The sequence below is a fragment of the Nocardia thraciensis genome (genome assembly GCF_054782435.1).
Map to the genome: position 1 here is coordinate 193,771 of NZ_BAAGSM010000017.1, position 25,922 is coordinate 219,692.

Consider the following 25,922-nt stretch of genomic DNA (forward strand, 5'->3'; position numbering starts at 1 on the left):
ACCCGGACCGGTAGTTCTCAGCCCTGCCCGGCGGTGACGGATTCGAGGGTCACGTCGGTGGCCGGGGGGCCGTCGGGCGCGCCGTCCTTGGCGCCGGCCCCGGCAATGGTCTGCAGCACATCCATACCGGCGGTGATGCGGCCGAACGGGGTGTACTTGGGCGGCAGCGGGCTGTCGGCGTAGACCAGGAAGAACTGGCTGCCGTTGGTGTTGGGGCCGGAATTCGCCATGGCCACCGTTCCGGCGGCATAGGTTGCGCCGGTGAGGTTCTCGTCGTCGAACCGGTAGCCGGGGGTGCCGGTCCCCGTGCCGGTCGGATCGCCGCATTGCAGCACGAAGATGCTCTCGGTGGTCAACCGGTGGCAGCGGGTGTGATCGAAGTACTGCTCACCGGCCAGGAAGGCGAAAGAGTTGACGGTGCGCGGCGCGCGGGCGGCCTCGAGGGACATGGTGATGGCGCCGCAATTGGTCTGCAGCGTCGCGGAATAGGGGGCGCCCTGGTCTATCGCCATGGCGGGTTCGGCGGGCCACTGCTTGCCGTTGGGCTGCGCGCCCGAACCGGTCATGCAGCCCGGGGCGGCGGTGTGCGCGGGCAGCGGCGCCGCGAAGGCGCGGCCGGTGACCACGATCGCGATCGCCACGCCCGCGGCCACCAGCCCGATGCGACGCAATGTCTTGCGCTGCTTGCGAATCGGGCGCTCCGGACGGTCGATATCGGGCTGCTGAGGTTGCGCGACGCTGTTCACCGGGGTTGGCCTCCTGCATCAGGGGTGGTACGGGACGATAACGCCCGGCATCATTCCACGCCGAGGCGACGCTGTGGTGGGGATGAGCGGATCGGCCCGAGTTCGGCGCATGTGCGGAAGGGGCGGGCCGTCGCCCACCGGCGCGGTTCCGGCGGCGCGAGGCGTGGCGGAGCTATAGTTGCGGCGCAGTTGCTCGTATCCGACAGTAGGCGGCGCCACGGCGCCGGGGCGAGAAACGGAGCAAGGGATGAAGCGCGTCGCTTTCGGTCTGGCGGGGGTCGGTACGGCGATGGTGGGCGCGGGGGTGCTCGCGGCGGGCCCGGCGCCCGCCGTCGCCGTCCCGACGGGCGTCTACTGCTTCCAGGCGATCTGCTACAACAGCACCCCCGACACCCAGGCCGTCACCGGGACCGTGGTGTGCCCGTGGACGGAACTGCCGGTCACCTGGGCCATCCCGCCGCACAGCGCCGCCTCCGTCGACGCGGCGTGCCCGGCGGGCGAGCGGTCGCGGGGCGTGCGCTTCTGAACCGGACGCGATCCGGCGCGAGGTCGCGGTCGGTGTGATCGTTCGGCCGTGCGGGGAACTCGGTGAATGCGACACTGGGCACTGTGGCAGGAACCCCACAGCCAGATCCTGGCTGCCACAAGGAAAGTGGTGGTGGGGCCGAGGTGACCAATCCCTCGATCCGGGACTGGACGGTGACCGCCTCGACCTTCGCCACGCTCACCGACATGTTCGGCAACCGGACGGTGTGCGGCATCGGGCGCGGCGACTCCGCGGTGCGGACCCTCGGCGGTCGCCCGGCCACGCTGCGCGAATCGGTCGAGGTGATCCGCGAACTGGGCAACAGGCGCGGCGCGCGCATCGGCGGCACGACATCGTCGACGAGGGGCTGAGGGTGGCCGACGGCTGTGTGAGGTCGACCTGATCGAAACCTTCCGGTGCTAACGTTCGCGGATGTGAAGGTGGAGTTGCGGCACAACCCCTCGTCGACGATCGCGCGCTGCCTGCTGGCGGGCGGCGAGTCGATGCGGGTGGAAAGCGGTGCCATGGTGGCGCATTCGGCGGGGGTCACGCTGGCCGCCAAGGCGGAGGGCGGGATCCTGGCCGGGCTCAAGCGGTCGGTACTGGCGGGGGAGTCGTTCTTCGTGTCGACGTTCACCGCGCCGTCGCAGGGCGGTTGGGTCGACGTCGCGCCCGCCCTGCCCGGCGATATGCTCGCGCTGCCGATCGCGCCGGACCGCCCGTTCTTCATCAGCCGCGGCAGCTGGTGCGCCAATTCCCATGGCGTGCAGGTGGAGACGAAGTGGGCGGGTTTCGCCAACTTGTTCGGCGGCGAGGGCGGATTCGGGCTGCGCGCGCACGGGCAGGGCGAGGTGGTGCTGGGGGTGTTCGGCGCGATCGACGTGATCGACCTGCGACGCGGCGAGGCGGTCACCATCGACAGCGGACATGTCGTCGCCTACGACCTGGCCATGAATTTCAGTATCCGCCGGGCGGTTTCGGGTCGATCGCTGCAGTCCTTCAAATCGGGGGAGGGCCTCGTCTTCGACTTCACCGGCCCGGGCCGCGTGCTGCTGCAGACCCGCAACCCGGGCGCCTTCGCCGCCTGGGCGGGCGCGGTCACATCCTCCGGCTGAGCCGCCGGAAGTCGTGCCGGAATGGTGTGGCCGGGCGTTCAGCCGAGTAGGTCGTCGATGAGCTGGCGGGTGTCGGGGACGAAGGGCCAGGCCGGATCGTCAAGGTGGGCACGGAGTTCGGCGTCGGTCCACCACCAGCCGTCGGCGATCTCCTCGGGCTGGTGCCGAATCGGGCCGTCGTAGCGCAGCTGGTAGGCGAACAGATGGCAGCGCATCGGCGCGCCCTGCCAGACGCCGTCCCACGACGCGGTCGCCAGTGGGAGCGGCCGATCGGCGGCGGCCAGCTCGATGCCGAGTTCCTCCCCGAGTTCGCGGATCGCCGCCTCGGCGGGAGCCTCGCCAGGGCCCAGCACGCCCCCGGCGAGGCAGTCGTGCATACCCGCGAACACCCTCTTGCTGTCGGTGCGCCGATGGACGTAGAGCCGCTCGCCGTCGCCCGACCGCACCAGCACGCCCGCGCTGGCGTGCCACAGGCCCTCGGCGTACACCACCGACCGCTCGGCGCTGCCGGTCTCGCGCCCGGCGCGGTCGTAGACCGCGATGACCTCGCCCATGTCAATAGCTCTGATCGATACCGGCGTAGGCGACGAGGATCTGTGACTCGGCGTCGCCGAGGTAGTCGGCGAGCATATCGGCCGCCTCCGCCGCGCGCCCGCCCGCCAAGGCGTCGAGCACCTCGTGATTGCGGCGCAGATACGGGTGGTGGAAGGCGTTCGGATCGGCCACCACATGGAAGATCAGCCGCAGCTCGTTCCAGACGTTCGCCATCAGCGCGTCCAGCAGGCGGCTCTCGTTGAGCGCGGTGACGGCGCGGTGGAAGTCGACGTCGGCGGTGCCGACACCGGTCCAATCCCCCTGTGCCGCACACTGATCCGCGCGCACCAGGGTGGCCGCCACCGGACCCAGATCCGCGCCCGTGCGCGGATGGTCACGCAGCGCGGCGCATTCGACGATGCGGCGGCACTTGTAGACCTCGGCGACGTCCTCGGCGCTCGGAATCCGCACGAACACACCGCGATTGAGCTCGTGCACGACGAGCCGCTCCTCGATCAGCGTGCGGAACGCCTCGCGCAGGGTGTTGCGCGAAACCTTCAGCGCCGCACAGATATCGGGCTCCGACAGCCGGGTGCCCGGCCGGAACGTGCCGTCCAGGATGCGGTCCCGGACGATATCGGCCACCTGGGCGCTGCGGCTGGCGCGATCGAGGCGCCCGCGATGCGCGGCCAGCGCCGCGTAGCTCTCGACAGCCGCGCCCGGCGGTGTGCTGGCTGACGCCGACGTCATCGAAGTCCTCCTCGTGGTGCGCACGGATGTGCGGGATCGAGATTACCCGCTCGATGCCTCGATTCCAGAACGATCCGTTCGTGGTATTGCAGGATCGTTGAACGATTTCGTACGATCGAGACCTGCACCACACCCTCCCCGAGATGCCCGAGGGGTCATCATGACGGATATGCCCACCACCGCTTCGGCCGGTACCCGCGCGTTCGCGGGCTTCTTCGACTGGTTCCGCAGCTTCGGCGCGACCGGGAAGCGCGCCTTCTTCGGCGCCTTCGGCGGGTACGGCCTGGATTCCTACGACTTCCAGGTGCTGCCGCTCTCGCTGGGCGCGATCGCGTCCTACTTCGCCATCAGCACCGGCGAGTCCGGGCTGCTCACCACCGTCACCCTGGTGGTGTCGGCGGCGGGCGGCGCGATCGCCGGTGTACTGGCCGACCGGATCGGACGGGTCCGCACGCTGCAGCTGACCATCGCGGTGTACGCCCTGTTCACCGTGCTGTGCGGGCTGGCCTGGAACTTCGAGTCGCTGCTCGTGTTCCGCGCGCTGCAGGGCCTCGGATTCGGCGGCGAGTGGGCGGCCGGGGCGATTCTGGTCGCCGAGTACGCGAAGCCGGAGTACCGCGGCCGGGCGGTGGCTTTCGTGCAGAGCGCGTGGGCGGTGGGCTGGGGCCTGGCGGTCTGCGTGTACACGGTCGTGTTCGAGGTGTTCGACGAGTCGCTGGCGTGGCGGGTGCTGTTCTTCACCGGAGCGCTGCCCGCGCTGCTGATCGTGTGGGTGCGCCGCAGCGTCACCGACGCCGAGGCGGCGACGGTGCGGCGGGAGCGGGCGGTCGGCGAGCGCGGCCGTTTCGGCGCCATCTTCGGGCGCGAGCTGGTCCGCACCACGCTGTTCGCGAGCCTGATGGCCACCGGCGTGCAGGGCGGCTACTACACCTTGGCCACCTGGCTGCCGACCTATCTGAAGAACAGCCGCGACCTCACGGTGGTCGGGACCGGCGGGTACCTGTTCTTCCTGATCGGCGGCGCGTTCCTGGGCTACGTCACCGGCGGCGTGCTGACCGACCGGATCGGCCGCAAGCGCACTATCCAGCTCTTCGCCGTGCTGTCGGTGGTCTTCATGGTCGCCTACACCCAGGTACCGGACGGCGCCAACACGCTGGTCCTGCTGCTCGGTGTGCCGCTGGGCTTCTCCACCTCGGCCATCTTCTCCGGCTTCGGGTCATACTTGGCGGAGCTGTATCCGACCGAATTCCGCGGCACCGGTCAGGGATTCACCTACAACATCGGCCGCGGAGTGGGTGCGGTCTTCCCGACCGCGGTCGGCTACCTGGCCTCGACCACGCTCGGGCTGGCGGGCGCCATGCTGTTCGGGGCGCTCGGGTACGCGATCGCGGTGCTGGCGCTGTTCGGCCTGCCCGAGACCCGGGGCCGGGAACTGGTGTGAGATAAGCGATTCCACGAGGCGGTGAGTGTGATGATCGATCTGAACAGCGATCTCGGCGAGGGTTTCGGCGCCTGGTCCATGGGTGACGACGCCGCCCTGCTCGAGATCGTCACCAGCGCCAACATCGCCTGCGGTTTCCACGCGGGCGACCCTTCCATCATGCGCCGCACCTGCGAACTTGCCGTGGCGCGCGGCGTGCGGATCGGCGCGCACGTCTCCTATCGCGACCTGGCCGGGTTCGGGCGTCGCGCGATGGCCGTCCCGCCGCGCGAGCTGTCGGACGAATGCCTGTATCAGATCGGCGCGCTGGACGCGTTCGCGCGCGGCGCGGGGGACCGGGTGCGGTACGTGAAACCGCATGGGGCGCTGTATCACGCGGCGTCGTCGGACCGGGCCGTCGCCGACGCGGTGGCCGGTGCGGCGGCCTCGTTCGGCGGTCTCGGTCTGCTCGGCCCGCCGGGTTCGCAAATGGCCGCCGCCGCGGCGGCGGCCGGAATCGACTTCTACGCCGAAGGATTCGCCGATCGCGCTTATACACCGGCGGGAACCCTGGTGTCGCGTTCGTCGCCGGGGAGCGTACTGGACGAGGAAGCGGCTCTGGCGCAAGCGGTCTCGATCGCGAGCGACGGGCAGACCAGCGATATGGACGGGGCGCGGGTCGCCGTGCGCGCCCGGAGCCTGTGCGTGCACGGCGACTCGCCGGGCGCGGTGGCGATGGCGCGGGCGATCCGGGATGCTCTGGTGAGCAAGGGCATCGGGGTCGAGGCGTTCGCATGAAGGAGTCATCGACGCGGCAGGCCGTTCGCGCGCTGCGCATCCTGCCCGCCGGGGACCGGGCGCTGCAGTTGGTCCCGGTCGACGCCGACACTCTGGCGAAGCTGGTGGACGAGCTGGCCCGCCGCCCGATCGAGGGTGTGCGCGACTACCTGCCCGCGGCGCGGACGGTGCTGGTCACGCTGGATCCGCGGGTGCGGGTGGACAAGGTGGAGGCGCGGCTGCGGGAGATGGCCGAGGCCGCCGCGGCGCACCGCCTGGAACCGGCGGACTCCACCGATCCGGTGCGTATCCCGGTCCGCTACGACGGCACGGACCTCGCGGAAACCGCGGCGTTGCTGGATATTTCGACAGATGAGCTGATCGATCGGCATACCGGGGTCGAATGGCGGTGCGCGTTCATCGGATTCGCGCCGGGTTTCGGATATCTCGAATCACCCGGTTCGGCCTTGACGGTGCCCCGGCGGGCTCAGTCGCGCACGGTCGTGCCGGCCGGGTCCGTGGCGCTCGCCGGTGGCTACAGCGCCGTCTATCCGCGCGGCACGCCGGGGGGCTGGCGCATCATCGGCACCACGGAGCTGCGGATGTGGGATCTGGCACGGCCCGAGCCCGCGGTGCTGCGTCCAGGGGCCCGGGTTCGGTTCGAGCGGGCGGGGGGCGCATGAAAATCGGTGCACGCGTCGAGATTTGGGGCGGTCGGTGGGAACGGACGCGGTCCGGGGAGGTGCGATGAACGGCACGGCGGTGCGCGTTGTCGCGCCCGGATTGCTCAGCACCATCCAAGATCTGGGGCGGCACGGCTGGTTTCACGCCGGAGTGGGAGTGTCCGGCGCGGCGGACCGGCGCTCGTTCACGCTGGCCAATCGGCTGGTCGGTAATCCCGAATCGGCGGCGGCGATCGAATGTGCGCTGGGCGGGCTGCGCCTGGAATTCCCGGACCCGGCGGTGGTCGCGGTCACCGGTGCGCCCGCGCCGGTGCGCGTCGACGGCCGCCTGGAGGCGACGGCATCGGTGCTGTTCCTCGCGGCGGGCCAGCGGCTGGAGCTCGGTATCGCCGAGGCCGGGCTGCGCTGCTACGTGGCGGTGCGGGGCGGTATCGAGGTGCCGCCGGTGCTCGGCTCCCGCAGCCGCGACACGCTCGCCGCACTCGGACCCGAACCGCTGCGGGCCGGAGACGAACTGCCGCTCGGGCGGCCGCCGCGGACCTGGCCGTCGGTGGAGGTCGCGCCGGTGGCGCCGTTGACGACGGGCACCGTGACGATCCGCGCGCGCCTCGGCCCCCGCGACGACTGGTTCCGCGGCCCGGCGGACCTGTTCACCGGACACTGGCAGGTCTCCACCGATACCGACCGCGTCGGCGTGCGCCTGGACCGGGCGGACGGCCCGACCTTGACGCGCGCGGACGACGCGGAACTGCCGGCCGAGGGTATGCCGTTGGGTGCCGTCCAGGTCCCGCCGTCGGGTCAACCCGTGGTGTTCCTCGCCGATCATCCGATCACCGGCGGTTATCCCGTGGTGGCGACGGTGATCGACCCGGACGTGGACGTGCTGGCCCAGGTCCGCCCCGGGCAGCGGGTGCGGTTCCGGGAGTGGCTGCCGTGACGCGCCGCCGAATGGGTTGCGGGCCAAAGGCATAGACGGTCGCCGGGCCGCGAGCCGGGCCGAACGCGACGCGGATCCGATGGTGTGGCGTAGCCTGTGCACCGCAGGACATCCGAGAGGGGTAGCTCATGCCGTTGCCGCGGGCGCTGGCGAAGTTCAACCGACGGGTCACCAACCGGGTCGCGGGCCTGGTCGCCGGGCGCGCGCCCGGTCTGGGAATCGTCGTGCACGAGGGCCGGAAATCGGGCCGGGTCTATCGGACACCGATCACACTGTTCGCGCAGGACGGCGTCCACCGGGTCGCGCTGACCTACGGCCGCGATGTCGACTGGCTGAAGAACATCCTCGCCGCGGGCGAGTTCGCAGTGGAAACCAACGGGCACACGATCACCGGGCGCGACCCGGTCGTGCGCCACGACCCGAAGGTGAGCTGGGCGCCGCCGGGGGTGCGCCAGGCCCTGAGCGCGATCGGTGCGGAGTTCTACGTCGAGTGGCACCCCGCCTGACTCGTCGACGGCGGCCCGGGAGCTACCCGGCGGGCTGGTCGGGCGGCAGCTGATGTCCGTGGCGGGGAGGGCTCCGGTGGCCAGGCCGGTCAGTCGGCTGGGGTGTAATCCCGTGGCGGTATCGGGTCAGGCGGGGGTGTAATCCCGTGCCGGGCCGAACCAGCGGGTGAGTGCCTCGTGGAGGCCCTCACGGGTGGAATTCGTTGTGGCCCAGGCAACATAGCCATCAGGGCGGATGAGGAAGGCGGTTGCGGGGGCCGCAGCGTCGGTGGTGGCGGCGACCACGTCGACGCGATCGTTCCAGTTCTGCGCGGCCTCGCCGAATGCCCCGGTGAGGTCCAGCAACACCGGCCGCCCCGTCCGCAGCAGTTCGGCGACCCGTGTCGGCCGCTCGCCGACGGTCACGGTGAAGTCCGGCACGAGGCGGCCCGCCAGCGGGTGGTCGTCGCCGACGTCGTAGCGAATATCCGATCCCGCAAGGAGATTCGCGATGTACGCGGTGACCTCGGGGATGTGCAGCAACTCGCCGAACAGCTCCCGCAGTGCGGTGACCTCGGGCCCGGGGGCCATCAGGGCGGTCTGCGCGAGGCTGTGCATCATGACGCGCTCGGCCACCGGATAGCGTTCGGACTGATAGGTGTCGAGCAGCCCCGCCGGTGCCCGGCCCCGCACCTCGGCCGCCAGCTTCCAGCCCAGGTTGATCGCGTCCTGGAGGCCGAGATTCAGCCCGGGACCGCCCATCGCGGAGTGCACGTGGGCCGCGTCGCCGAGCAGGAACACAGCGCCCTCGCGATAGCGTTCGGCCAGTCGGGTGTTCTGCTCGGCCATGCGGCGCAGCGCATGGGGCCCCGGCCCCGCGGGCGGAGTCATGGGGACCGGAACGCCGAGCACGCGCTCGACGCTGTCGTGCAGTTCCTGGAATGTCATCGGTGTCTCGTCGTCGACCACCGGACCTCCGTGCTCGGTCGTCCCGATCATCGGTCGTCCGGGAACCAGCTCCGCGAAGACGAACATTCCGCGTTCGACCCTGTTGTGCCCGAACGAGAACCGGCCCGCGCCGGGGATCTCGATCCCGCCGTCGGCGGTCCGGAGTTCCGGCGGTACGGTGGCGTGACCGAACCGCGTCATGCGATCGTCGGCGGTGGTTCCGGGGAATCCGATACCACTTCGCTTGCGCACCTGACTCGCACCGCCGTCGGCACCCACGAGGAACCGCGAGGTCAGCTCGTAAGGGCCGTCGGGACCGGTGACGGTGACGACCACCGCGTCGACTCCGATGCGCAGACCGGTCAGTGAGTGACCCCAGCGGACATCCGCCGCCAGCTCCGCCGCCCGTCCCGCTAGCAGACGAGTCAGGCGCGGCTGCGGAATACCCGTGCCGAACAGCGGATTCCGCTGCAGCCCACCGAGTTCCAGCGGCAGGCCGCTGAAGATATACCGTGGCAGCGGTTGTGGCGATGCGGGAGTACCGGCGAGATCGGTGAAATGATCGGCATCGGACAGCCCGCGCATGTCCAGCAGCCGGACCGCCTGCCCGACGATGCCGTTGGCCTTGGGCTCGCTGCTCGGCTCCGGTAGCTGTTCGAGTAGGACGGGCCGCACTCCGGCGAGTGCGAGTTCGCAGGCGAGCATGAGCCCGTTCGGGCCCGCGCCGGAAATGACGACGTCGGTGTGTGTTTCGGGCATGGCGAAATACGCCCCCTGTCGTGTCGGATATTCGGTTGACGATTGTGTCTAGCGGGCGGGTTCCGGGATCCCGTCCGCCATCGCCGAAAGCGCTTGGCGCAGCACGGTTGTGATGACCACCGGAGGATCGGAGTTGACGTAGATCTCGGACGCCGTTTGATAGGCCGTGGCGACGGCACCGGCCATCAATCGGGGATACAGGTCCCGCTGTGGATCGGTGCCGCTGCGCTCCGCGATGACAGCGGCCATGTCGTGAAAGGTCGTTCCGGCCAGCACGCTGCGAACTTCGGGGGATTCGACGATCTTGCGAACCTCGGCCAATTGCGCCCGTGTCGGCCGCGCGTCGGGCGCTTCGTCGGCATGGAAGGGCTCCAGCACCGCCGCCGTGATCGCCGCCCACATCGGTTCCTCGGCGGGCCGGGTGCGCAGGAGTTCGATGCTGCGCCGGATCCGCTCGATCTGCCGGTAGCCCAGCGCCTCGTACTTGTTGGCGAAGTAGTTGCTGAAGGTGCGCACCGAAACCCCGGCCCGGGCCGCGATATCCTCGCGCACAACGTTTTCCAGGCCGCGTTCGAAGGTCAGCTCCAGCGCGGCGTCGCTCAGTGCCCGGCGGGTGTCGAGCTTCTTCCGATCGCGGAGTCCGAGGGTGGGTTCGTCGGCCATGCGTCCAGTATCACCAAAAACTGCCCACAAGGCAATGTTTCCCACTGGGTAAGTTGACGTCCGCGTGTGGAGGTCTGTCAGCCGCGGGCGGATGTCTGGACGAGATCGGTCAGGACGCAGAGGAATTCATCGACCACCGAGCGCGCGACGGCCGTATCGGGGTATCGGGTGCGCAGCGTCAGCCCGTCGTCGGTGCGGGCGAACCACAGCTGGACGTCGTCCACGGGGGCGGAGCGGCTGATCTGGGTCGCCCGCCGGGGCAGCGCGCGCCCGGTATCGCTGCGCGAACCGCCGGGGAGGCGCCGGTAGTCGGTGTAGGAGACGCTGAACAGCCCGCGTCTGGCGCGCCGCAGGGCGATCGGCATCGAGTCGAACACCGCGAGGGCGGGCACCTGCGCCAGCCGCTGCCCGGCGCGGATCGCCGCGTCCGCGCCCGGCACCGTCGCCGCGGGATCGGCCTCGGCCCGGATGCGGGCGGGAGCGTTGGCCACCAGCCACCCGAATGTGTTGTGGTTGCGCGGTTCTCGCCGGGTGTGCACCGGGAACACGAGATCGGTGTGGCCGGGCCCGCCGAGCTTGGCCACGGTGTGCGCCACCGCCGCGAGCAGCGTGGCGAATACCGAATGCCCGTCGGCGCGCGCCTTGCGGTGCAGTGCCGCCATGGCGCTCGGCGCGAGTATCGACCGGACGTCGCCCGCGGGCGGGGCGAGAGTTCCGGCGGGCACGCCCAGATCGAGCGGGAAATGCGGCAGATCGTTCCCCGCGTCGTGCAGGAACCGGTGCCAGTCGCGGAGCAGCGGGTTCGTGGCCGCCCGCGGCGCGGCCGCCTCCCGGGTGCAGTAGCACAGGAAGCTGCCCGGCTCCGGCAACCGTTCGGCGGCCGTCGCGACGGCGGGATGTCCGTCGTCGGAGGCGACCCGGTACAGCTCGGTCAGCTCGCTGACAGCGAGGGTGATCGACCACGCGTCGCAGATGGCGTGATCGAATCCGCATATCACCGTGGAGGTTTCGGGCCTGCTGACCGCTCCGAGAAAATAGGGCGGGAAGGTGAACGGCGCGCACGCCGCATCGAGCCGCTTACCCAGCAGTACACGCAGCTCGCTGTCGGACGACACCGGCACCGGCGGACGCGGGGCCAGTCGAATCTCGTCGTCGGGCACCAGGTGCACGGCGGGCCCGCCGGTCTCCGGCGTCGAGAAGCAGCAGTGCAGGGCGTCGTGGCGGGGCAGCCAGGCGGCGAAGGCGGCCTGCAGCGCCGGTTCGTCGATCGGCCCGGGCACATCGAAGGCGGCGGCCAGCCAGGTGGTCGGCGCGCCGGTGGACAGGTGCAGGGTCTGGTTGGCGGTGGGCGGCGTCGGAGCTACCGGCCCGGGCTCGGCCGACACCGCCCATTCCAGCAGGGTGCCGGGCGGCACGGCGAGCTGGTCGAGAAATGCGAGATCCATCAGGTCGCCTCGGAACCCGGTGCAGCGGTGAATTCGCCGGTGGTCGCGACCGCGCGCAGCACGGTGCGCAGTCGTTCGAGATAGTCGGTGACAGAGGCGCGCGCCCGCTCGGTATCGGGAAACATCACCGCGACGTGCACCCGGTCGGCCTCCCGGTTGAACCACAGCGGGGAGGGTTGCGCGATCCGCGAGGAGGAGCCGAGCCCGCGAATGCCGTGCAGCCCCGGCAGCGACCGTTCCAGCATCTCACCGGAGATCGGCCGCATATCCATGTACGACACCCAGGGCCAGTCGCGCACGGGCGGCAGCTCCCGCCCGGCGAGTTCGGCGGCGCGGGGGAGCGCGGCCAGCAGCGGTATGCCGGCCAGCGGTTTGATGTCGTTGAGCGCGGCCCGGGCCCGGGTGGCGAGGTCGGTGAACCGCGCGCCGTGACCGACCTCGAAGGCGACGGGCAGCAGATTGATGAACCAGCCCTGGGTGAACCGGTACCGCGGATCGTCGCGCGTGCCGACCACATTGAGGCCGAGATATCGCGTGCGCCCGGCCAATTCGAGTTCGGTGAGGGCGACCGCCGCGTACAGTCCGGCGGCGAACGATCCACCGGCGTCGGCGCAGGCGGTGGTGAACGCGTCGCACTGGTCGCCGGTCAGCAGGTCGAACCGCAGGCCGGTGCTGTCGCCGAACTCTCCGGGCTCGAGGCCCAGATCCCAGGGTGTGGGCCGGATGTGGTCGGCGTTGTCGGCGAGCAGGCGCGCCAGCCGTTCCAGTTCCGGGGGCTGCCCGGACACCAGATCTCGCTCCTGCCTGGCATATTCGGCGTATCCGGCGACGGCGGGCAGCGCGGGAGCGGCGTCGCCGATGCCCGCGGAGTAGAGCTGATGCAGTTCGAAGATCGCGGCGACCAGCGAGGTGCCGTCGGAGAACGCGTGATCGACACTGAAATAGACGGTGAATCCGTCGGTTCCGTGGTCGATGGCGCCGAGGGCGAAGGCGGGCCACGCGGCGGGGTCGGGCGCCTGGAACCGGGCGGCCAGGCGGTCGCGCAGCGCCTCGCCGGAGGCGTACGCCCCGACGAACACCGTCTCCAGCTCGACGGTGTCGGGGTCGAGCAGGTGCCGCGTCATCGTCGTGTCGTCCACCTCGAACCAGCAGCGCAGGCTGTCGTGGCGGCGCAGGAACTCGGTGAACGCCTGGCGCAGCGCGGTCCGGTCCAGCGGTGTGGCGATGCTGAAGCACAGCGACAGCTCGGTGCGCACGCTGCGGCCGAGGTCCTCGGGCTCGGCCGCGCGGCGCTTGTCCCGCCAGTAGCGAATATGGAACTCCTGAATGTAGGAGGGCGGGATCGGCGCGGGCGGCGCTGCGGCCGCGGCCAGGGAAGCGGTGGCGGTGGGCACGAATTCGAGTAGCTCGCCGGGCTTGGGCAGCCAATCGGTGAGGTGGATCATCTCCATGTCGACGCTCCTTGTCCGATGCTCCGGGAGGTGGGTGTGGTGCCGAGCGGGTCGTGCGGTGCGAAACGCAGGCGGGCGTCGCCCTGGCGGGCGTAGTCGTCGAGCAACCGGCGCACCCGCAGCACGTGCCGATGGACATCGCGGGTGGCGCGGGCGGTGCCGGGATAGCGCATATTGAGCGTGACCCCGGCGGGGGTGCGCAGGAACCAGAAGAAGAACTCGTCGGTCGACCGCGTGCGGCTGCGCAGCCACCGGGTGTCGGTGCCGAGCCAGTCGTCGGCACCGAGCATGGCGCGAATATCCATGTAGGACACCATGAGTGCGATCCGCGGGCGGATGTCGAGCAGCTCGCTCACCCGCGCGAAAGGTACGGTCGCGGCCGCGCGCACGCGTCGCAGCTCGTCGCCCGCCGGCGCGATGAGGTCGGCCAGACCCCGTGCGTCGCAGTCGATCCGGTACGGTGCCAGCCCCACGAACCAACCCAGGCTGCCCGCCCAGCGCGGTTCGTCGCGGGTGTGCATCGGCACGACCGAGCGGAACTCGGCGGCGCCGGTGGGCTCGGTACCGGCGGCGGCGAAGGCCGCCAGCAGCGCCGCGACGAGACCGTGCCCCTGCTCCCGGGTGGTGGCGGCGGCGCGGTCGGTCGCCGCGGCGTCGAGCACCTCGATCGCCAGGGTGCGTTGCGGCGCAGCCGGATTCACGGCGTTGTCGGGCGGCGCCGGTGTCACCGGGCTGGCGGCCGCGTCGGACAGCACGCCGGGTCGCGGCCGGTCCGCGGCCGTGCCGGAGAGGAAGTCACGCCAGAGTGCCACGGCCGGGTGATCGGCGCCGGTGGCGTCGGCGCGCCGCCGCTCCTTACGGCAGAAGTCCACATAACTGGCGGTCTCGGGGAGATCGGCACGGCCGCCTGCGCGGGCCGCGGCGTAGAGGGCGCGCAGCTCCCCGCCGATGGAGGTGGTCGAATACCCGTCCATCACCGCGTGGTCCGCGGCGACGATCGCGGTGAACGAATCGCCCCCGTCGATGGTTACGCACAGGTGCGCGGGCCAGTCCAGCGGCGAGGTGCGGTCGTCGAGCAACTGCTGCACGAGGCGGTAGGTGGACATGGCGGTGGCGGGCGGCGCGGCCTCGACCGGCCGCACGCGGACCGCGCCGGGGCCCAGGGTGTAGCGGGCGGTGCGGCCGCCCTCCACGGCGACGTGACTGCGCAGCACCTCGTGGCGGTCGATCCAGGTCTCCAGCGCCCGCTGCCAGGCCGGGCTGTCGAGCGGTCCGTCGATGCGCAGGACGTGGCCGAGCCAGCTGTGCTCGCGGGCGCGGACGCGGCTGTGCTCGAGGGCGTTTCGCAGGTGATATTCGTGGTTGTAGGAGACGGCGCGAGGGTCGCGCGGCCAGTCGGCCCAGTGCGTGCGGGCGGTGGGCAGCCATTCGGTCACCCGTCCCGCCCGCACGGGGTAGTCGGCCAGTTCGATGAACTCCATTGACATCCCTCATCCGATGTATTCAGAAAATGTCGAACAGACGGTAATTTCCCGGTTCGGCACGGGAAATACGGGCGCACGTGTCGGGGCGTGCGCGGATTGTCGGAATTTACCGGTGACCTCGTCGTTCGCCGGAATGCGGATGACTCTAGGACACATGACCAGTGGATGTGACGGTGAGTTCGATCACCGTAATCGCGGGTGCCGCAAAAGAAATTGAGCTATCTTCCAGTTAATTTCGGACGGTAGCTCTTCTGCCTGACCTTATGACGTGTCATATAGCTGTGCTGTGTATCCGGTTGTCGCCCCGGGCCCGGCTCCGACAACGGGAATTCACTTCGGCTTCGCGCGATTTTTACGGTCGCCGATCAGCGCTCGAACGCGTCCGCGGGCGCCAGCGGCTGCGAGGGCCGCGCCGCATCCCGGTGGATCTGCTGCGACGTGCCGAGCAGGCGCGGCAGGTCGGTGGGGATCGGGACGGTCGACGGCCGCGGTCGGCTGCTGCGCGACCAGATCGCCGAGGTTGTGCGGTCCTCGATGGCGCCGTGGTCTCCGAATTACGGTGCGAACGCGGCGGATTCGAGCTTGCGTGCGATGCGGGCCGCGGACAGCGTCATGGCGTCGGTCGGCCGGTGCGGGTCGAGACCGGTCAGCTCGTGGACGCGCGCGAGCCGGTAGGTGACGGTATTGCGGTGGATATTCAGCTGGCGGGCCGTGGCGAGTTGGTTGAAACCGTTGTCGACGAAGACCTCCAAGGTCTCCGCCAGCAGTGGCTGCGGATCCAGCGGAACCAGCACCGTGGCCAGGCCGGGCCGGGCCGCACCACTGGCCGCCACCGTGTACTCGAACTGCAGGTCCCGCCGATCGCACACCAGCTCGGAGCGGTTCAGGCAGCGGCCCAGTTCGGCCAGCGTCCGGGCCTCGGCGAACACGGCCGGGATGTCGGCCCGCGACCGGGCCGACCCGACGCCCACCCAGAACGGCGGCGCCGCCCGGCCGGTGCGGGCGGGCAGCCGTCCGGAGAGGCTGGCGACCGTCGCGGTGCCGTCGTCGCCCGGTTGCAGCGGCACCAGCGCCGTCCAGCCACCGCTGTCCAGGCGCAGGAATACGCCCGGAATCGACTCGATGCAGTGCCGCAGTTCACTGGTGTCGCCGCCCGTGCGGCCACCCGCGCCGGGACCCAGCCGGAACACCGCGACGAGAAACGCCTCCGGCACGGCGATGGCGGGCTCGTCGGCCCACTCCACCGGATCGCGGCCGGTGAGCAGGGCGTCGGCGATGCCGCGGCGCCGCTCCAGCAGCTCCCAGCGCGGATCGTGGGCGCGGCGCACGCAGGCGGTGGCGATGCGCTCCACGATGAGCGTGATGTACTGCAGCAGCGGCAGTGCGGCATCCGCGAGCAACTCGCGCTCGCGGTCGCTGGCCGCCGCACGCAGCCGGTCGTAAATGTATTCGGCGCCTTGGCGATAGCGGCCCAGCACCTCCTCCAGCGGCTCGCCGTCGCGGACCCGGTCCAGCGCCAGTTCGACGAGTTCCCGGGTCGCGTCGGGTTCGGGCATCCGGCCGCGGCGCAGCAACTCGAAGAACAGCTCGATATTGAGCTTCACGCCGCGTTCCCAGCCGGGCATCACCAGCGATCGCGGGAGGCTGCGATAGGGCGGTATCGAGTCCGAGAACTCCCGCATCAGCGCGCCCGCGCGCTGGTACAGGGCCTCGAGGGTGCGATCGCGGCTCGGCGTCTCCACGGTGTCCTCCGTCCGGACTCAGGTGGCGTAGAGGGATTCGATGGTCTCGGCGTACGTCGCGGCGATCGGCTTGCGCCGCAGCTTGCCGGTGGCGGTGAGGCAGTCGGTGCCGGGCTGCCAGACCTCGGGCAGCAGGGCGAACCTCTTCACCTGCTCGACCCGTGACAGCTTCGCGTTGGCGGCGGCGATGCCCTCCTCGACGGCGGCGCGCACCCGCGGATTCCGCGCGAGGGCGGCGATGCTGTGATCGGGCAGGCCGTGCCGCTCGGCGAACGCGGCCGCCAGCTCCGGGTCCAGGCAGATCAGCGCGATATTGAAGGGGCGGTTGTCGCCGATCACCGCCACGATGCCCGCCAGCGGGGTGCTTTCGGTGACCGTGTTCTCGATATTGGTCGGTGACATGTTCTTGCCCGCCGCGTTGATGATCAGTTCCTTCTTGCGGTCGACGATCTTCAGGTAGCCCTCGGCATCGAGTTCGCCGATATCGCCGGTGTGCAGCCAGCCGTCGGAATCGATTGTTTCCGAGGTCTTCTCGGGATCCCCGCGATAACCGCGCATCACCATCGCGCCGCGGATGAGCACCTCGCCGTCGGCGGCGATGGAGATCTCTGCGCCCGGCAGGGGAGTGCCGACGGTGCCGATCTTGACGCGCTCGGGGCGGGTGACGGTGGCGCCCGCGGTGCATTCGGTCATGCCGTACCCCTCGCACAACGGCAGGCCGAGCCCCAGGAAGAACTCGTGGGTGTCGCGCGGTATCGGGGCCGCGCCCGTCACCGCGATTCGTACGCGGTCCAACCCGAGCTTGGCCCGGATGGTGGACAGCACCAGGCGGTCGGCCACCCGATACCGCGTGGTGTCGAACGGGCCCGGGGCGCGGCCGTCGGAGATCGCGCGGGCCCGGGCGCGGCCGACGCCGATCGCCCAGGCGGCCAGCGCCCGGCGCACCGGGTTCTCGGTGGCCAGCCGGTCCTCCAGTGCCGCTTTGACTTTCACCCAGATGCGCGGCACGCCGAGGAAGACCGTGGGACGCACCTCCCTGAGTGCCTCGGCGACCTGCTCCAGATCGGGCACGGTGGTGATCTGGCCGCCCTCGAGCAGGTTGAGGTAGTGCGCGAACCAGCGGTTGGCCGCGTGCGCGTCGGGAAGGTAGGACACCACCCGGTCGTCGACGCTGCCGCCGCCGAATTCGTCGACGATGCGGGCGTTCTCGATGAAATTGGTGTGGGTCAGCTCCACGCCCTTCGGGCGGCCCGTGGTGCCGGAGGTGTACACGATGGTCAGAAGGTCGTCGGGATCGACTGCGCGCCAGGCGGAATCGAAATCGAAATCGGACGCCTCGACGGACTCGAGGTCGGTCAGCGCGAGGGTGCCGGAGGGGGCGCCGTCCACGCAGACCACATGCTCGACCCGGTGGCCCTGCTCGGCGGCCCGCGCCACCGCGTCGAGGATCTGCGGGACGAACTGCCGCTCGCAGATCACCACGGTATTTCCCGCATTGCCGAACTGGTAGGCCAGCAGCTCCGCCGGGTTGGTGTTGTAGACCGAGAAAGGCGTTGCGCCCGTGTGTAATACCGCCGTGTCGCAGAGGTGGAACTCGGGGCGGTTGGTGAGCATCAGTGCCACGGTGCCGCCCCGGCCGACCCCCAGGCCCGCGAGCCCGGTGGCGAGGGCGCGGACGCGGGAACCGTACTCGCGCCATGTAATTCGCGCGCCGTCACCGCGGGTGCGCAGCGCGACGGCGTCGGGGTGGCGGGCGACATTGTTCTGGAACGCCTCACACAGGGTGCGGGGCCGGGCGGCTGAACTCACGACCTACCTCTGGCTCACGAATGGTCCGCGGTCACGGTGGTGGCCGCGGTGTGGTGTCCAGCACACCGCAGCGCGGGGGCCTCCGGTACCGGCAATTGCGCAGAGCGGGTTCTGTCGTTTTGTGCAATGTGCACTATGCCCGGAGGGTGTCTGGGTTGCGTGAACTGTGATGACTTGACCCAACGGATGCTCCGATCTGGAGAAACAGCAGAACTGGTCAGTAATGTTATCGGATTGGCGGTCGTTCCGCCGGCCGCGGGCGAGGCCGAGGTACGGCTGTCCCGGCGGACCGTGCACATCGCGAATCCGCGGGTGCTGCCCGCTGGGACCGAGAACGAGCGGTTGCCACACATAGCTCGGCAGGGGGTGCGCCGGATGAGCGTGTTCGTGGCCGATATCGCCTGACCGATATCGCTCGGTATCGTTCGGCCATGGCATCTGAGCAGATGGAGATCTGGCACAACCCGCGGTGCACGAAGAGTCGGGCGGCGAAGGCGGCGCTGGACGAGGCGGGGATCGCCTATGCCGAGCGGCGTTACCTCGAGGAGCCGCCGAATGTCGACGAGATCCGCTCCGTGCTGGGCAAACTCGGCCTCGAGCCCTGGGACATCACCCGGACCGGCGAGGACGAGGCCAAGGAACTCGGCATCGCGGGCTGGTCGCGCACCCCCGCCGACCGCGAGCACTGGATCGAGACGCTGGCCCACCACCCGAAGCTGATCCAGCGCCCGATCGTCACCACGGCCGCCGGCCGCGCGGTAGTAGCCCGCGACGACCAAGCCCTCAAATCGATCCTCTAGCTCACCTACCGGTCGGCAGAACACCTGCGGGAATAGTCGGCTCTGCCGACCGGTAGGTGGCCGTCCGCCGAGCTTGGTGCTCGGGCGTGGGTGTGCCGCAGGGGAATTCGCGGCACGACGATTACCTGACGCGTAATCGACTACGGAAGCGCGGTCGAAGAAGCTGGGTGCATGAGCGAATACGACACCATTGCACAGCGATACATCGACTCCTGGAACGAGCAGGACGCGGACAAGCGACGGGCCTTGCTCGAGGAGTTGTACACCCCCGACGCCACCTACACCGATCCGCTGGGCGCGGTCGCCGGTGTGGCGGCGATCGACGAATTCGTCGCCGGTGCCCAGCAGCAGTTCGCGGGGTTGCGGTTCAGCGTCGGCGGCGCCGTCGACGGACACCACGACATCGCCCGATTCAGCTGGAATCTCGGTGCGCCCGGCATGGACCCCGTGGTCGTGGGGTTCGATGTGATCCAGATCGACGGCGACCGCATCCAGCGGGTCCACGGCTTCCTGGACAAGGTCCCCGGCTGAAAGGAGGTCCGCGGACACCGGTGCGCGCGGGGATCCCTCAGCGGTTCCGGCCGCTCTCCGCGCGTGCCGAGGTGCACCGTCGGCCCGGCCCGCTCCGGGACGACGGGGGAGGGCTTTCCCACGGAGCAACATAAGAGGGGTGCCGGCCCCCCGCCTGTCGGAACACACGGCAGCTGTGCCTTCCGCTCCGTCGTCCGGCGCCGGTCGGGACCGGTCAGTGAATCTCTGCCGGTGCCAACGGAAACGGCGGCTCGCCGACCCCGACGATGCGGAGGTTGCCCCACGGATCGCGCTCCTGCAGCCTCGCGGTGGCGGGTGCGCCTCCGGGCAGGGTGAGCGATACCGCGCCCCGGCCCGGATCCGGAAGGTCGGAACCGTCAGCCGCGGACACCCTGCCATACCAGTGGTAGCGGCCGTCGATCGGATCCGGATGCCCGCTCAGCGCGACGGTCACCGGTAGCTCCGCACCGGGTGTGTCGAGCAGCGCGGGGCCCGAATACTCGTGCGCCGGTTCACGTTCCGCGGCCACGGTCAGGTCGAAGTGGCCGGGGTCCGGATGGCGCATGGTCCTCCAGTAGGAAACACTCGAACCGGGCCAGGCGGCACGGTTGAGTCCGTGCTCGTCCAGGTACCAGCTCTGGCAGCCGCCCGAATTCCACACGCTCCCCGCGAGTTTCGCCTGCACGCGCCGGTTGAACTCGTGCTGAGTCGCCGCCCGCACCTCGATCCGGGTGCCGGAGGTGCGCCGCATCCGCTGCACGCACTGCCGGATGTACCGGGCCTGCGCCTCGATCATGAACACGATGGACTGGTGTCCGCCACCGGAATTCGGGCCCACGATCAGGAACAGATTCGGGAACCCGTGCACGGCGACGCCGAGGAACGCCTCCATCCCGCCGCGCCAGGCGTCCTGGATCGTGCGCCCGTTCGCGCCGACGATGTGCTGGCCGGCGAACCGGTCGGAGACCTTGAACCCGGTGCCGTAGACGATGGCGTCGAACTCCCGCTCGCGGCCGTCGGAGGTCGCGATGCCGGAGGCGGTGATGCGATCGATGGAATCGGTGACCAACTCGACGTTCTCCCGCTGCAGCGCCGGGTAGTAGTTGTTGGACACCAGAATTCGCTTGCAGCCGAGGCGGTAGTCCGGGGTCAGTGCGCGGCGCAGCTCCGGATCGCGCACCTGCCGACGCAGATGTCCCCGGGCGACCGACTCGACCCGCCGCATCAGCGCCGGATTCATGAACGCCGGGATCATCGACTCGTAGCCCCAGTAGACCGCCCACCGGGACAGCCGCTGCGCGCCCGGCACGAACCGGAACACCGCGTGCTCCGCCCCGGACAGCCGCCGATCCGGTTTCGGCGCCACCCAGTGCGGGGTGCGCTGGAACACCGTCACCTGCGCGGCTTGTTTCGCGATCTGCGGCACGAATTGCACAGCGCTGGCGCCGGTTCCGATCACCGCGACGCGCTTACCGGCGACGTCGAAATCGTGGTCCCACCGCGCGGAGTGAAAGCTGCTGCCGCGGAACGAGTCCCGGCCGGGAAGGTCCGGGATCGAGGGCTCGTGGAGCGGACCGGGCGCCATCACCACCACCCGAGGCCGCAACCGCCGTCCGTCGGCGAGAGAGACGGTCCAGCGGTCCGCCGCATCGTCGAAATCGAGCGCCGCCACCTCCGACCGCAACCGGATATGCCGCCGCAGATCGTGCCTGTCGACCGTGCGGCGCAGATAGTCCAGGATCTCGGGTTGCCGGGCGAACATCCGCGTCCAGCGCGGATTCGGCTCGAACGAGAACGAGTACGTCAGCGACATGACATCGCAGCCACATCCCGGATACGTATTGTCCCGCCAGGTACCGCCGATCTCGTCGGCCTTCTCCAAGACGACGAAATCCTCGATCCCCGCCCGGCGCAGTTCGATCGCCATCCCGATGCCGCCGAAACCCGCACCGACGATCACGATCTCGGGATCGCCGGACCCGCCCCCGCTCATGCCCACAGTCCCCGGCGCTGCCAGATCCACTTGCCGACCGGCCCGATCATGCCTTGTTTATCAAGGAACGCACCGAGATTCGCGGCGCCGGTGCCCAGCGCCCGCTTGGCGTCCGGGTTGCGCCGCGCGATCCGCGCCGCCGCGCGGCCGTCCAGCCCGGCCCGCTCGTACATGTGCCGGTTGGTCATCAGGTAGACGAACAGCGGCGCGGCCACCGCGACACACAGTCGTGTATAAGCGAATTCGGCGCGCGACATGGTCGGGGCACGCCGGGCGAGGGCGTCGCGGGCGAACCCGATGTGGCGTGCCTCCTCGGTGACGTGAATCCGCATCGCCCGCGAGACCAGCGGCTGCAACTGCGGGTCATCGAGGGTGCGGCGCTGCAGCGCGTCGAAGATCTCCTCGCCGACCAGCGCCCCCACCCACGTCATCGACCCGCGCAGGAACAGCTGCAGTGACGAGATGGCCAGGCGCGCATACGGCTTCGGCCAGTAGGGCCGGGCGTCGATACGGTCGATGAGCTTGCCGAACATCATCATGTGCCGACACTCGTCGCCCATCTCCGTCAGCGTGTAGTGCGAGTGGCGGGTGGTGGGATCGCCGTTCATCAACTCCCGCAACAGCAGCCGGTTCAGCAGGTTCTCGAACCAGATGCCGACCGACAGCACGTTCGCCAGCTCCTGGCGCGACAGTTCGCGGCGCTGCTGCGGGCTCATCGACTCCCACAGGTCGGTGCCGTAGAGCGAGATCACCTCCGGTGGCAGGAACAGTTTCTCAGGATCCAGCGGCGCGTCCCAATCCAGGTCGACCACCGGGTCGTAGGACTTGCGCACCGACCCGGTCAGCAGGCGCTGCGCGAAGGACTCCTGGGGGAGCAGGGTGGCCTCGTTGCCCATGACAGCTCTCCAATGTGCTCGATTACTGATACAAGCTGTTACAGTCAGATTAGTGAGACAGGGTGTATCGGTCAAGGGTGCGGCGGGTATCGTTGCGGTGTGACCGGAACCAGCGGAAAGTCCGTATCGCCGCAGGCGGCGGCGTCGGTCGACGGCCGCAGCACCCGCTGGAACGGCCATAAACGCCAGCGCCGCGCCGAGGTGCTCGACGCCGCCGTAGCCGTGATCGAGGAGAACGGCGTCGAGGTCTCGGTGCAGCAGATTGCCGACCGGCTGCGGCTGCCGCGCCCCGTGGTGTACCGGCACTTCGACGGTCGCGCGGACCTGGACGAGCAGATCCGCCGCCGCATCCTGGAGTCACTGCTGGCCGAGCTGATGCCGACGCTGCGGGGCGACGGCACCCTCAAGGACGCGGTGCGCGGCGCGGTCGGAACCTATGTGGGCTGGGTGGAGCGGCACCCGCATCTGCACCGTTTCCTGGCGGGCGGCGCGCCGCAGGGCGATACCTCGCAGGCGCTGGCCGGTGCGCGTGACCGGATCGGCGGGCAGCTGGCCGAGCTGTTCGCCACCACGCTGTCGCGCTTCGGCATCGATCCGAACCGCGCGCGTCCGATGGCGTTCGGCATCATCGGCTTCGTCGACGGCGTGGTGAACAGCTGGCGCGCCGATTCGGCCACCGGGCTGACATCGGAGCAGGTCGAGGGCATGGCGTCGGCGTCGGTGCTGGCGATCTTCGAGGGCAACGCGCGCAGCCTGGGCGTGCCGCTCGAGCGCGACACCCCGGTGGCCGACCTGCTGGCGCGTTCGGAAGAGCCACGGGTCCAACAGGTCTCGTAACGCGTCGGGCGGCGTGATCCGGCCGGTTTCGCTAATCTCACCCCGGTGTCCGGAATGCCCACTCTGATCGGTCTGCTCGATGACGCCGCGCTGCTCTCGCTGGAGCATCAGTTACACCTGACCGACCTGCTGGGCGAGCATTCGTGGCGATGCGATCTCGCGGACGGGCGGCTGGAATTCCTCGGTGCCGATCGGACGTTCGTCTGCACGGATTTCCATCTGCTGGGCACCGCGGCGGAGGGGTCGTGGCTGTGGTCGTGGGCGAATCCGCGCGGCTTCCCGGCGCCGGTGACCGCGGTCGCGGAGGCGGTGCGCTACTTCGGGGTCCAGCACGGCATCGACGAACTCGCCACGGCGGAGCTGCCTTTCACCACCCTGACGATCGTGCCGCCGGAGCCGCCGCTCGTGGTCGGCGTGATGATGGAGGCCGCGAAGATCATCTCCGGGCACTGGTCCGGATACAACGCGGTGCTCGGCGACAACGGCGGGCGCGCCGCATTCCTGGTCGAACACCCGGATTTCGGCCTGCCGCCACCGGAACCGACCCGCATCGAGGCGGTCCTGACCCGAGCCATGACCGGCCCGACGCTGTCGGATCGTCGCCGCGCCGTCCGCAGCTACCTGCGCCGCCGCGGCCTCACCGCCGACTTCGACCCGGACCGTCGGCAGCTGACCTTCTCCGGCCCCGGGATCGAGGGCGTCGTGGACTTCGACGATGACGGCCGCATGGCTGCGGTGCACGCCGGGGAACCCGAGGAAGCGCTGTGCGAATGACGGTGCGTGGGCCGCGGCGGTAGGCGCGTCGTCACCACGACCACCTCCGTCGCGCACTACCCGTAGACGCGCGCCGGGGTCGGTATGACATGCAGCTCGGTGACCTGCAATGTTGGGGTCATCTGAGTCTCGGTGCGGGCGCTGTTCGGCTCGACCCGGCCGCGGACCGAGACCCAGGTGTCGTCGGGCGGCGGGTCGAAGCCGCCGGTCAGATGGACGCGCAGCAGCTGGGCGTCGGCGACGCAGCAGGTGATGACTAGCCGGGCCAGGTCGACGCCGGCGCGGGAGCCGTCGGCGCGGGGCGCGCCGTCATTCTCGGTGCGCACGATGAAGCCGAGGACGGTGATGTCGCGGTGGTCGAGTGCGCCGCTCGAGTCGTAGGAAGCGCGGTCGATGAGTTCGTACATGCGGATGGTCGGGGCGTCGCCCACCGGCAGCGGCGGAAACGCGAACTTGCCGTCGCCGGTCTCGGCGGGCGTGCCGACGCTGGCCTGCACGGCGGTCCCGGACTGCACGGATCCGGCGCCCAGCGCGGGCGGCACCACGATCAGCAGCGCGGTGATCGGGGCCAGCAGCAGCCATTGCGCGCGATCCGGGTGGTGGTGGTCGGAATCGGCTGTGGCCCAGCCCCTTCGGATGTCGCGCCCGATCGTGAGCAGCGCCAGCAGAGTGAGCGCCACGCCGCTGACGATGAGATACGGCTGCAGGCCGGGCTTGACATAGCGCAGATAGGTGCCGTCGAGCGTGATCCGCAGGACGGCGCCGCCGATCAGCAGCAGGACGAAGTTCTGGGCGACCCGGTTCATCGCGCCCCCACGAAGATCAGGCCCGCCAGCGTGCCGCACCCGACGGCCACCGCGAAGGTCAAGGGGGCGAAGCGGATCGCGAACCGGCGCCCGAAGGTGCCCGCCTGCATGGCGAAGAGCTTGACGTCCACCGCCGGGCCGACCACCAGGAAGACCAGTCGCGGCAGCAGCGGCAGGCTCGACATGCTCGCCGCGACGAACGCATCGGCCTCCGAGCACAGCGCGAGCACGACCGCCAGCAGCGCCAGCACCACGATCGCGACGACCAACTGCCCGGCGAGACTCTGGTACCACCCGGCCGGGACCAGGACGTGCAGCGCCGCCGCGGCGGCGGCGCCGACCACGAGATACGCCGCGGCCTGCAGGAAATCGTGCCGCGCGGCCTCGGTGAACACCTCCCAGCGGGACCGCCCCGGGGTCCAGTGCTCATGCCCGTGCGGCCGCGCGGTGAACCATTCCGGCCGCCCGAACCGCGCCCAGAGGTAGCCCATCGCGAAGGCGGTGGCCAACGATCCGGCGAACCGCGCCGCCACCATGCCGGGCTCCCCGGGAAACGCCACCGCCGTCGCGATCAGCACCACGGGGTTCACCGCGGGCGCCGACAGCAGGAACGCGAACGCCGCCGCGCTGGGCACACCCTGATCCATCAGCCGCCGCGAGACCGGCACCGCCCCGCATTCGCATCCGGGCAGCGCGATGCCCGCCAGCCCCGCCACCCCGATGGCCGCGGATTCGTTGCGCGGCAGGATCTTCCGCAGCAGATCGGGCGAGGCGAGCGCGGCGATCGCGCCGCTGATCACGACTCCGAGGACGAGGAACGGCACCGCCTGCACGAAGATCCCGGTGAACACCGTCGCCGCGGTCTGCAGTTTCGCGTTCGACCCGAACCACCGCGCGAGCGGCCCGGCGAACACCACTCCCAGCACGAGCAGCCCGGCCAGCACGTAGGTCGAGGATGCGGGCGTCGTCCTCGAAGGCCGGTGCGCGCGAGGAGGATCGGCGATCTGCATG

General features: G+C 70.2%; 26 protein-coding genes and 1 pseudogene. 13 read left to right on the plus strand and 14 right to left on the minus strand.

What is annotated here, in order from left to right; genetic code table 11:
• Positions 1-17: 17 nt before the first annotated feature.
• A complete protein-coding gene (locus tag ACYVLQ_RS08730) occupies positions 18-746 on the minus strand; it encodes a peptidylprolyl isomerase (protein WP_460696878.1) in 729 nt (242 codons plus the stop codon).
• Positions 747-993: 247 nt separating this feature from the next.
• Between ACYVLQ_RS08730 and ACYVLQ_RS08735 the strand changes: the two genes are divergently transcribed.
• The 3 genes and pseudogenes from ACYVLQ_RS08735 (at position 994) to ACYVLQ_RS08745 (ending at position 2,387) form a co-directional block, all read left to right on the plus strand.
• On the plus strand, positions 994-1,272 hold the full coding sequence (locus tag ACYVLQ_RS08735) for a hypothetical protein (RefSeq protein WP_460696879.1): 279 nt from the start codon (positions 994-996) through the stop codon (positions 1,270-1,272).
• A gap of 81 nt (positions 1,273-1,353) precedes the next feature.
• Positions 1,354-1,625: pseudogene (locus ACYVLQ_RS08740) on the plus strand (LLM class flavin-dependent oxidoreductase); the annotation flags it as partial.
• Positions 1,626-1,706: 81 nt separating this feature from the next.
• Positions 1,707-2,387: a TIGR00266 family protein gene (locus ACYVLQ_RS08745; RefSeq protein ID WP_460696880.1), complete on the plus strand. Its 681-nt coding sequence runs from the start codon at positions 1,707-1,709 to the stop codon at positions 2,385-2,387.
• Positions 2,388-2,425: 38 nt separating this feature from the next.
• Here the strand turns inward: ACYVLQ_RS08745 and ACYVLQ_RS08750 are convergent, their stop codons facing one another.
• Both ACYVLQ_RS08750 and ACYVLQ_RS08755 read right to left on the minus strand, forming a co-directional pair.
• On the minus strand, positions 2,426-2,941 hold the full coding sequence (locus ACYVLQ_RS08750) for an NUDIX hydrolase (RefSeq protein WP_460696881.1): 516 nt from the start codon (positions 2,939-2,941) through the stop codon (positions 2,426-2,428).
• A gap of 1 nt (position 2,942) precedes the next feature.
• A complete protein-coding gene (locus ACYVLQ_RS08755; RefSeq protein WP_460696882.1) occupies positions 2,943-3,671 on the minus strand; it encodes a GntR family transcriptional regulator in 729 nt (242 codons plus the stop codon).
• A gap of 169 nt (positions 3,672-3,840) precedes the next feature.
• On the opposite strand from ACYVLQ_RS08755, the gene ACYVLQ_RS08760 reads away from it, so the two are divergent.
• The 5 genes from ACYVLQ_RS08760 (at position 3,841) to ACYVLQ_RS08780 (ending at position 7,994) form a co-directional block, all read left to right on the plus strand.
• Complete coding sequence (locus ACYVLQ_RS08760) at positions 3,841-5,112, plus strand: MFS transporter (RefSeq protein WP_460696883.1); 1,272 nt, start codon at positions 3,841-3,843, stop codon at positions 5,110-5,112.
• Positions 5,113-5,139: 27 nt separating this feature from the next.
• On the plus strand, positions 5,140-5,889 hold the full coding sequence (locus tag ACYVLQ_RS08765; protein ID WP_460696884.1) for a LamB/YcsF family protein: 750 nt from the start codon (positions 5,140-5,142) through the stop codon (positions 5,887-5,889).
• Positions 5,886-6,551, plus strand: coding sequence for a 5-oxoprolinase subunit B family protein (locus ACYVLQ_RS08770; protein ID WP_460696885.1), 666 nt, complete (start codon positions 5,886-5,888; stop codon positions 6,549-6,551). The genes ACYVLQ_RS08765 and ACYVLQ_RS08770 overlap by 4 nt, the downstream gene beginning before the upstream one ends.
• A 64-nt stretch (positions 6,552-6,615) precedes the next feature.
• Positions 6,616-7,488, plus strand: coding sequence for a 5-oxoprolinase subunit C family protein (locus ACYVLQ_RS08775; RefSeq protein WP_460696886.1), 873 nt, complete (start codon positions 6,616-6,618; stop codon positions 7,486-7,488).
• 128 nt (positions 7,489-7,616) lie between these two features.
• The gene (locus tag ACYVLQ_RS08780) at positions 7,617-7,994 is read left to right on the plus strand and encodes a nitroreductase family deazaflavin-dependent oxidoreductase (protein WP_460696887.1); all 378 of its coding nucleotides are present in this window, start codon (positions 7,617-7,619) and stop codon (positions 7,992-7,994) included.
• 126 nt (positions 7,995-8,120) lie between these two features.
• Here ACYVLQ_RS08780 and ACYVLQ_RS08785 read toward each other — a convergent pair whose 3' ends face one another.
• The 7 genes from ACYVLQ_RS08785 to ACYVLQ_RS08815 all read right to left on the minus strand — a co-directional run bounded on the left by ACYVLQ_RS08785 (position 8,121) and on the right by ACYVLQ_RS08815 (position 18,274).
• On the minus strand, positions 8,121-9,680 hold the full coding sequence (locus tag ACYVLQ_RS08785) for an FAD-dependent monooxygenase (protein ID WP_460696888.1): 1,560 nt from the start codon (positions 9,678-9,680) through the stop codon (positions 8,121-8,123).
• A gap of 48 nt (positions 9,681-9,728) precedes the next feature.
• On the minus strand, positions 9,729-10,343 hold the full coding sequence (locus ACYVLQ_RS08790; protein WP_460696889.1) for a TetR/AcrR family transcriptional regulator: 615 nt from the start codon (positions 10,341-10,343) through the stop codon (positions 9,729-9,731).
• Positions 10,344-10,420: 77 nt separating this feature from the next.
• Positions 10,421-11,788, minus strand: a complete 1,368-nt coding sequence (locus ACYVLQ_RS08795) for a condensation domain-containing protein (RefSeq protein WP_460696890.1) — start codon at positions 11,786-11,788, stop codon at positions 10,421-10,423.
• Positions 11,788-13,239: a condensation domain-containing protein gene (locus tag ACYVLQ_RS08800; RefSeq protein WP_460696891.1), complete on the minus strand. Its 1,452-nt coding sequence runs from the start codon at positions 13,237-13,239 to the stop codon at positions 11,788-11,790. The genes ACYVLQ_RS08795 and ACYVLQ_RS08800 overlap by 1 nt, the downstream gene beginning before the upstream one ends.
• Entirely contained in the window at positions 13,230-14,720 is a 1,491-nt protein-coding gene (locus ACYVLQ_RS08805) for a condensation domain-containing protein (RefSeq protein WP_460696892.1), read from the minus strand. The genes ACYVLQ_RS08800 and ACYVLQ_RS08805 overlap by 10 nt, the downstream gene beginning before the upstream one ends.
• Positions 14,721-15,277: 557 nt before the next feature.
• Entirely contained in the window at positions 15,278-16,465 is a 1,188-nt protein-coding gene (locus ACYVLQ_RS08810) for a PucR family transcriptional regulator (RefSeq protein WP_460696893.1), read from the minus strand.
• 18 nt (positions 16,466-16,483) lie between these two features.
• Positions 16,484-18,274, minus strand: a complete 1,791-nt coding sequence (locus ACYVLQ_RS08815; RefSeq protein WP_460696894.1) for an AMP-dependent synthetase/ligase — start codon at positions 18,272-18,274, stop codon at positions 16,484-16,486.
• Positions 18,275-18,508: 234 nt separating this feature from the next.
• On the opposite strand from ACYVLQ_RS08815, the gene ACYVLQ_RS08820 reads away from it, so the two are divergent.
• The 3 genes from ACYVLQ_RS08820 (at position 18,509) to ACYVLQ_RS08830 (ending at position 19,605) form a co-directional block, all read left to right on the plus strand.
• Positions 18,509-18,679, plus strand: coding sequence for a hypothetical protein (locus tag ACYVLQ_RS08820; protein ID WP_460696895.1), 171 nt, complete (start codon positions 18,509-18,511; stop codon positions 18,677-18,679).
• A gap of 26 nt (positions 18,680-18,705) precedes the next feature.
• Positions 18,706-19,074, plus strand: coding sequence for an arsenate reductase family protein (locus tag ACYVLQ_RS08825; RefSeq protein WP_460696896.1), 369 nt, complete (start codon positions 18,706-18,708; stop codon positions 19,072-19,074).
• Between the two features lie 171 nt (positions 19,075-19,245).
• The gene (locus tag ACYVLQ_RS08830; RefSeq protein ID WP_460696897.1) at positions 19,246-19,605 is read left to right on the plus strand and encodes a nuclear transport factor 2 family protein; all 360 of its coding nucleotides are present in this window, start codon (positions 19,246-19,248) and stop codon (positions 19,603-19,605) included.
• 214 nt (positions 19,606-19,819) lie between these two features.
• Here ACYVLQ_RS08830 and ACYVLQ_RS08835 read toward each other — a convergent pair whose 3' ends face one another.
• On the minus strand, positions 19,820-21,598 hold the full coding sequence (locus ACYVLQ_RS08835) for a DUF4873 domain-containing protein (RefSeq protein WP_460696898.1): 1,779 nt from the start codon (positions 21,596-21,598) through the stop codon (positions 19,820-19,822).
• Complete coding sequence (locus ACYVLQ_RS08840) at positions 21,595-22,494, minus strand: AurF N-oxygenase family protein (RefSeq protein WP_460696899.1); 900 nt, start codon at positions 22,492-22,494, stop codon at positions 21,595-21,597. The genes ACYVLQ_RS08835 and ACYVLQ_RS08840 overlap by 4 nt, the downstream gene beginning before the upstream one ends.
• 99 nt (positions 22,495-22,593) lie before the next feature.
• On the opposite strand from ACYVLQ_RS08840, the gene ACYVLQ_RS08845 reads away from it, so the two are divergent.
• Both ACYVLQ_RS08845 and ACYVLQ_RS08850 read left to right on the plus strand, forming a co-directional pair.
• Positions 22,594-23,331, plus strand: a complete 738-nt coding sequence (locus tag ACYVLQ_RS08845; protein ID WP_460696900.1) for a TetR/AcrR family transcriptional regulator — start codon at positions 22,594-22,596, stop codon at positions 23,329-23,331.
• A 54-nt stretch (positions 23,332-23,385) separates the two neighbouring features.
• The gene (locus ACYVLQ_RS08850) at positions 23,386-24,105 is read left to right on the plus strand and encodes a DUF6882 domain-containing protein (protein WP_460696901.1); all 720 of its coding nucleotides are present in this window, start codon (positions 23,386-23,388) and stop codon (positions 24,103-24,105) included.
• Positions 24,106-24,161: 56 nt separating this feature from the next.
• Here ACYVLQ_RS08850 and ACYVLQ_RS08855 read toward each other — a convergent pair whose 3' ends face one another.
• Together ACYVLQ_RS08855 and ACYVLQ_RS08860 are read right to left on the minus strand one after the other, a co-directional pair.
• Positions 24,162-24,911: a TIGR03943 family putative permease subunit gene (locus tag ACYVLQ_RS08855; protein WP_460696902.1), complete on the minus strand. Its 750-nt coding sequence runs from the start codon at positions 24,909-24,911 to the stop codon at positions 24,162-24,164.
• On the minus strand, positions 24,908-25,921 hold the full coding sequence (locus ACYVLQ_RS08860; protein ID WP_460696903.1) for a permease: 1,014 nt from the start codon (positions 25,919-25,921) through the stop codon (positions 24,908-24,910). Before ACYVLQ_RS08860 ends, ACYVLQ_RS08855 begins: the two co-directional genes overlap by 4 nt.
• Between the last annotated feature and the right edge of the window lies 1 nt (position 25,922).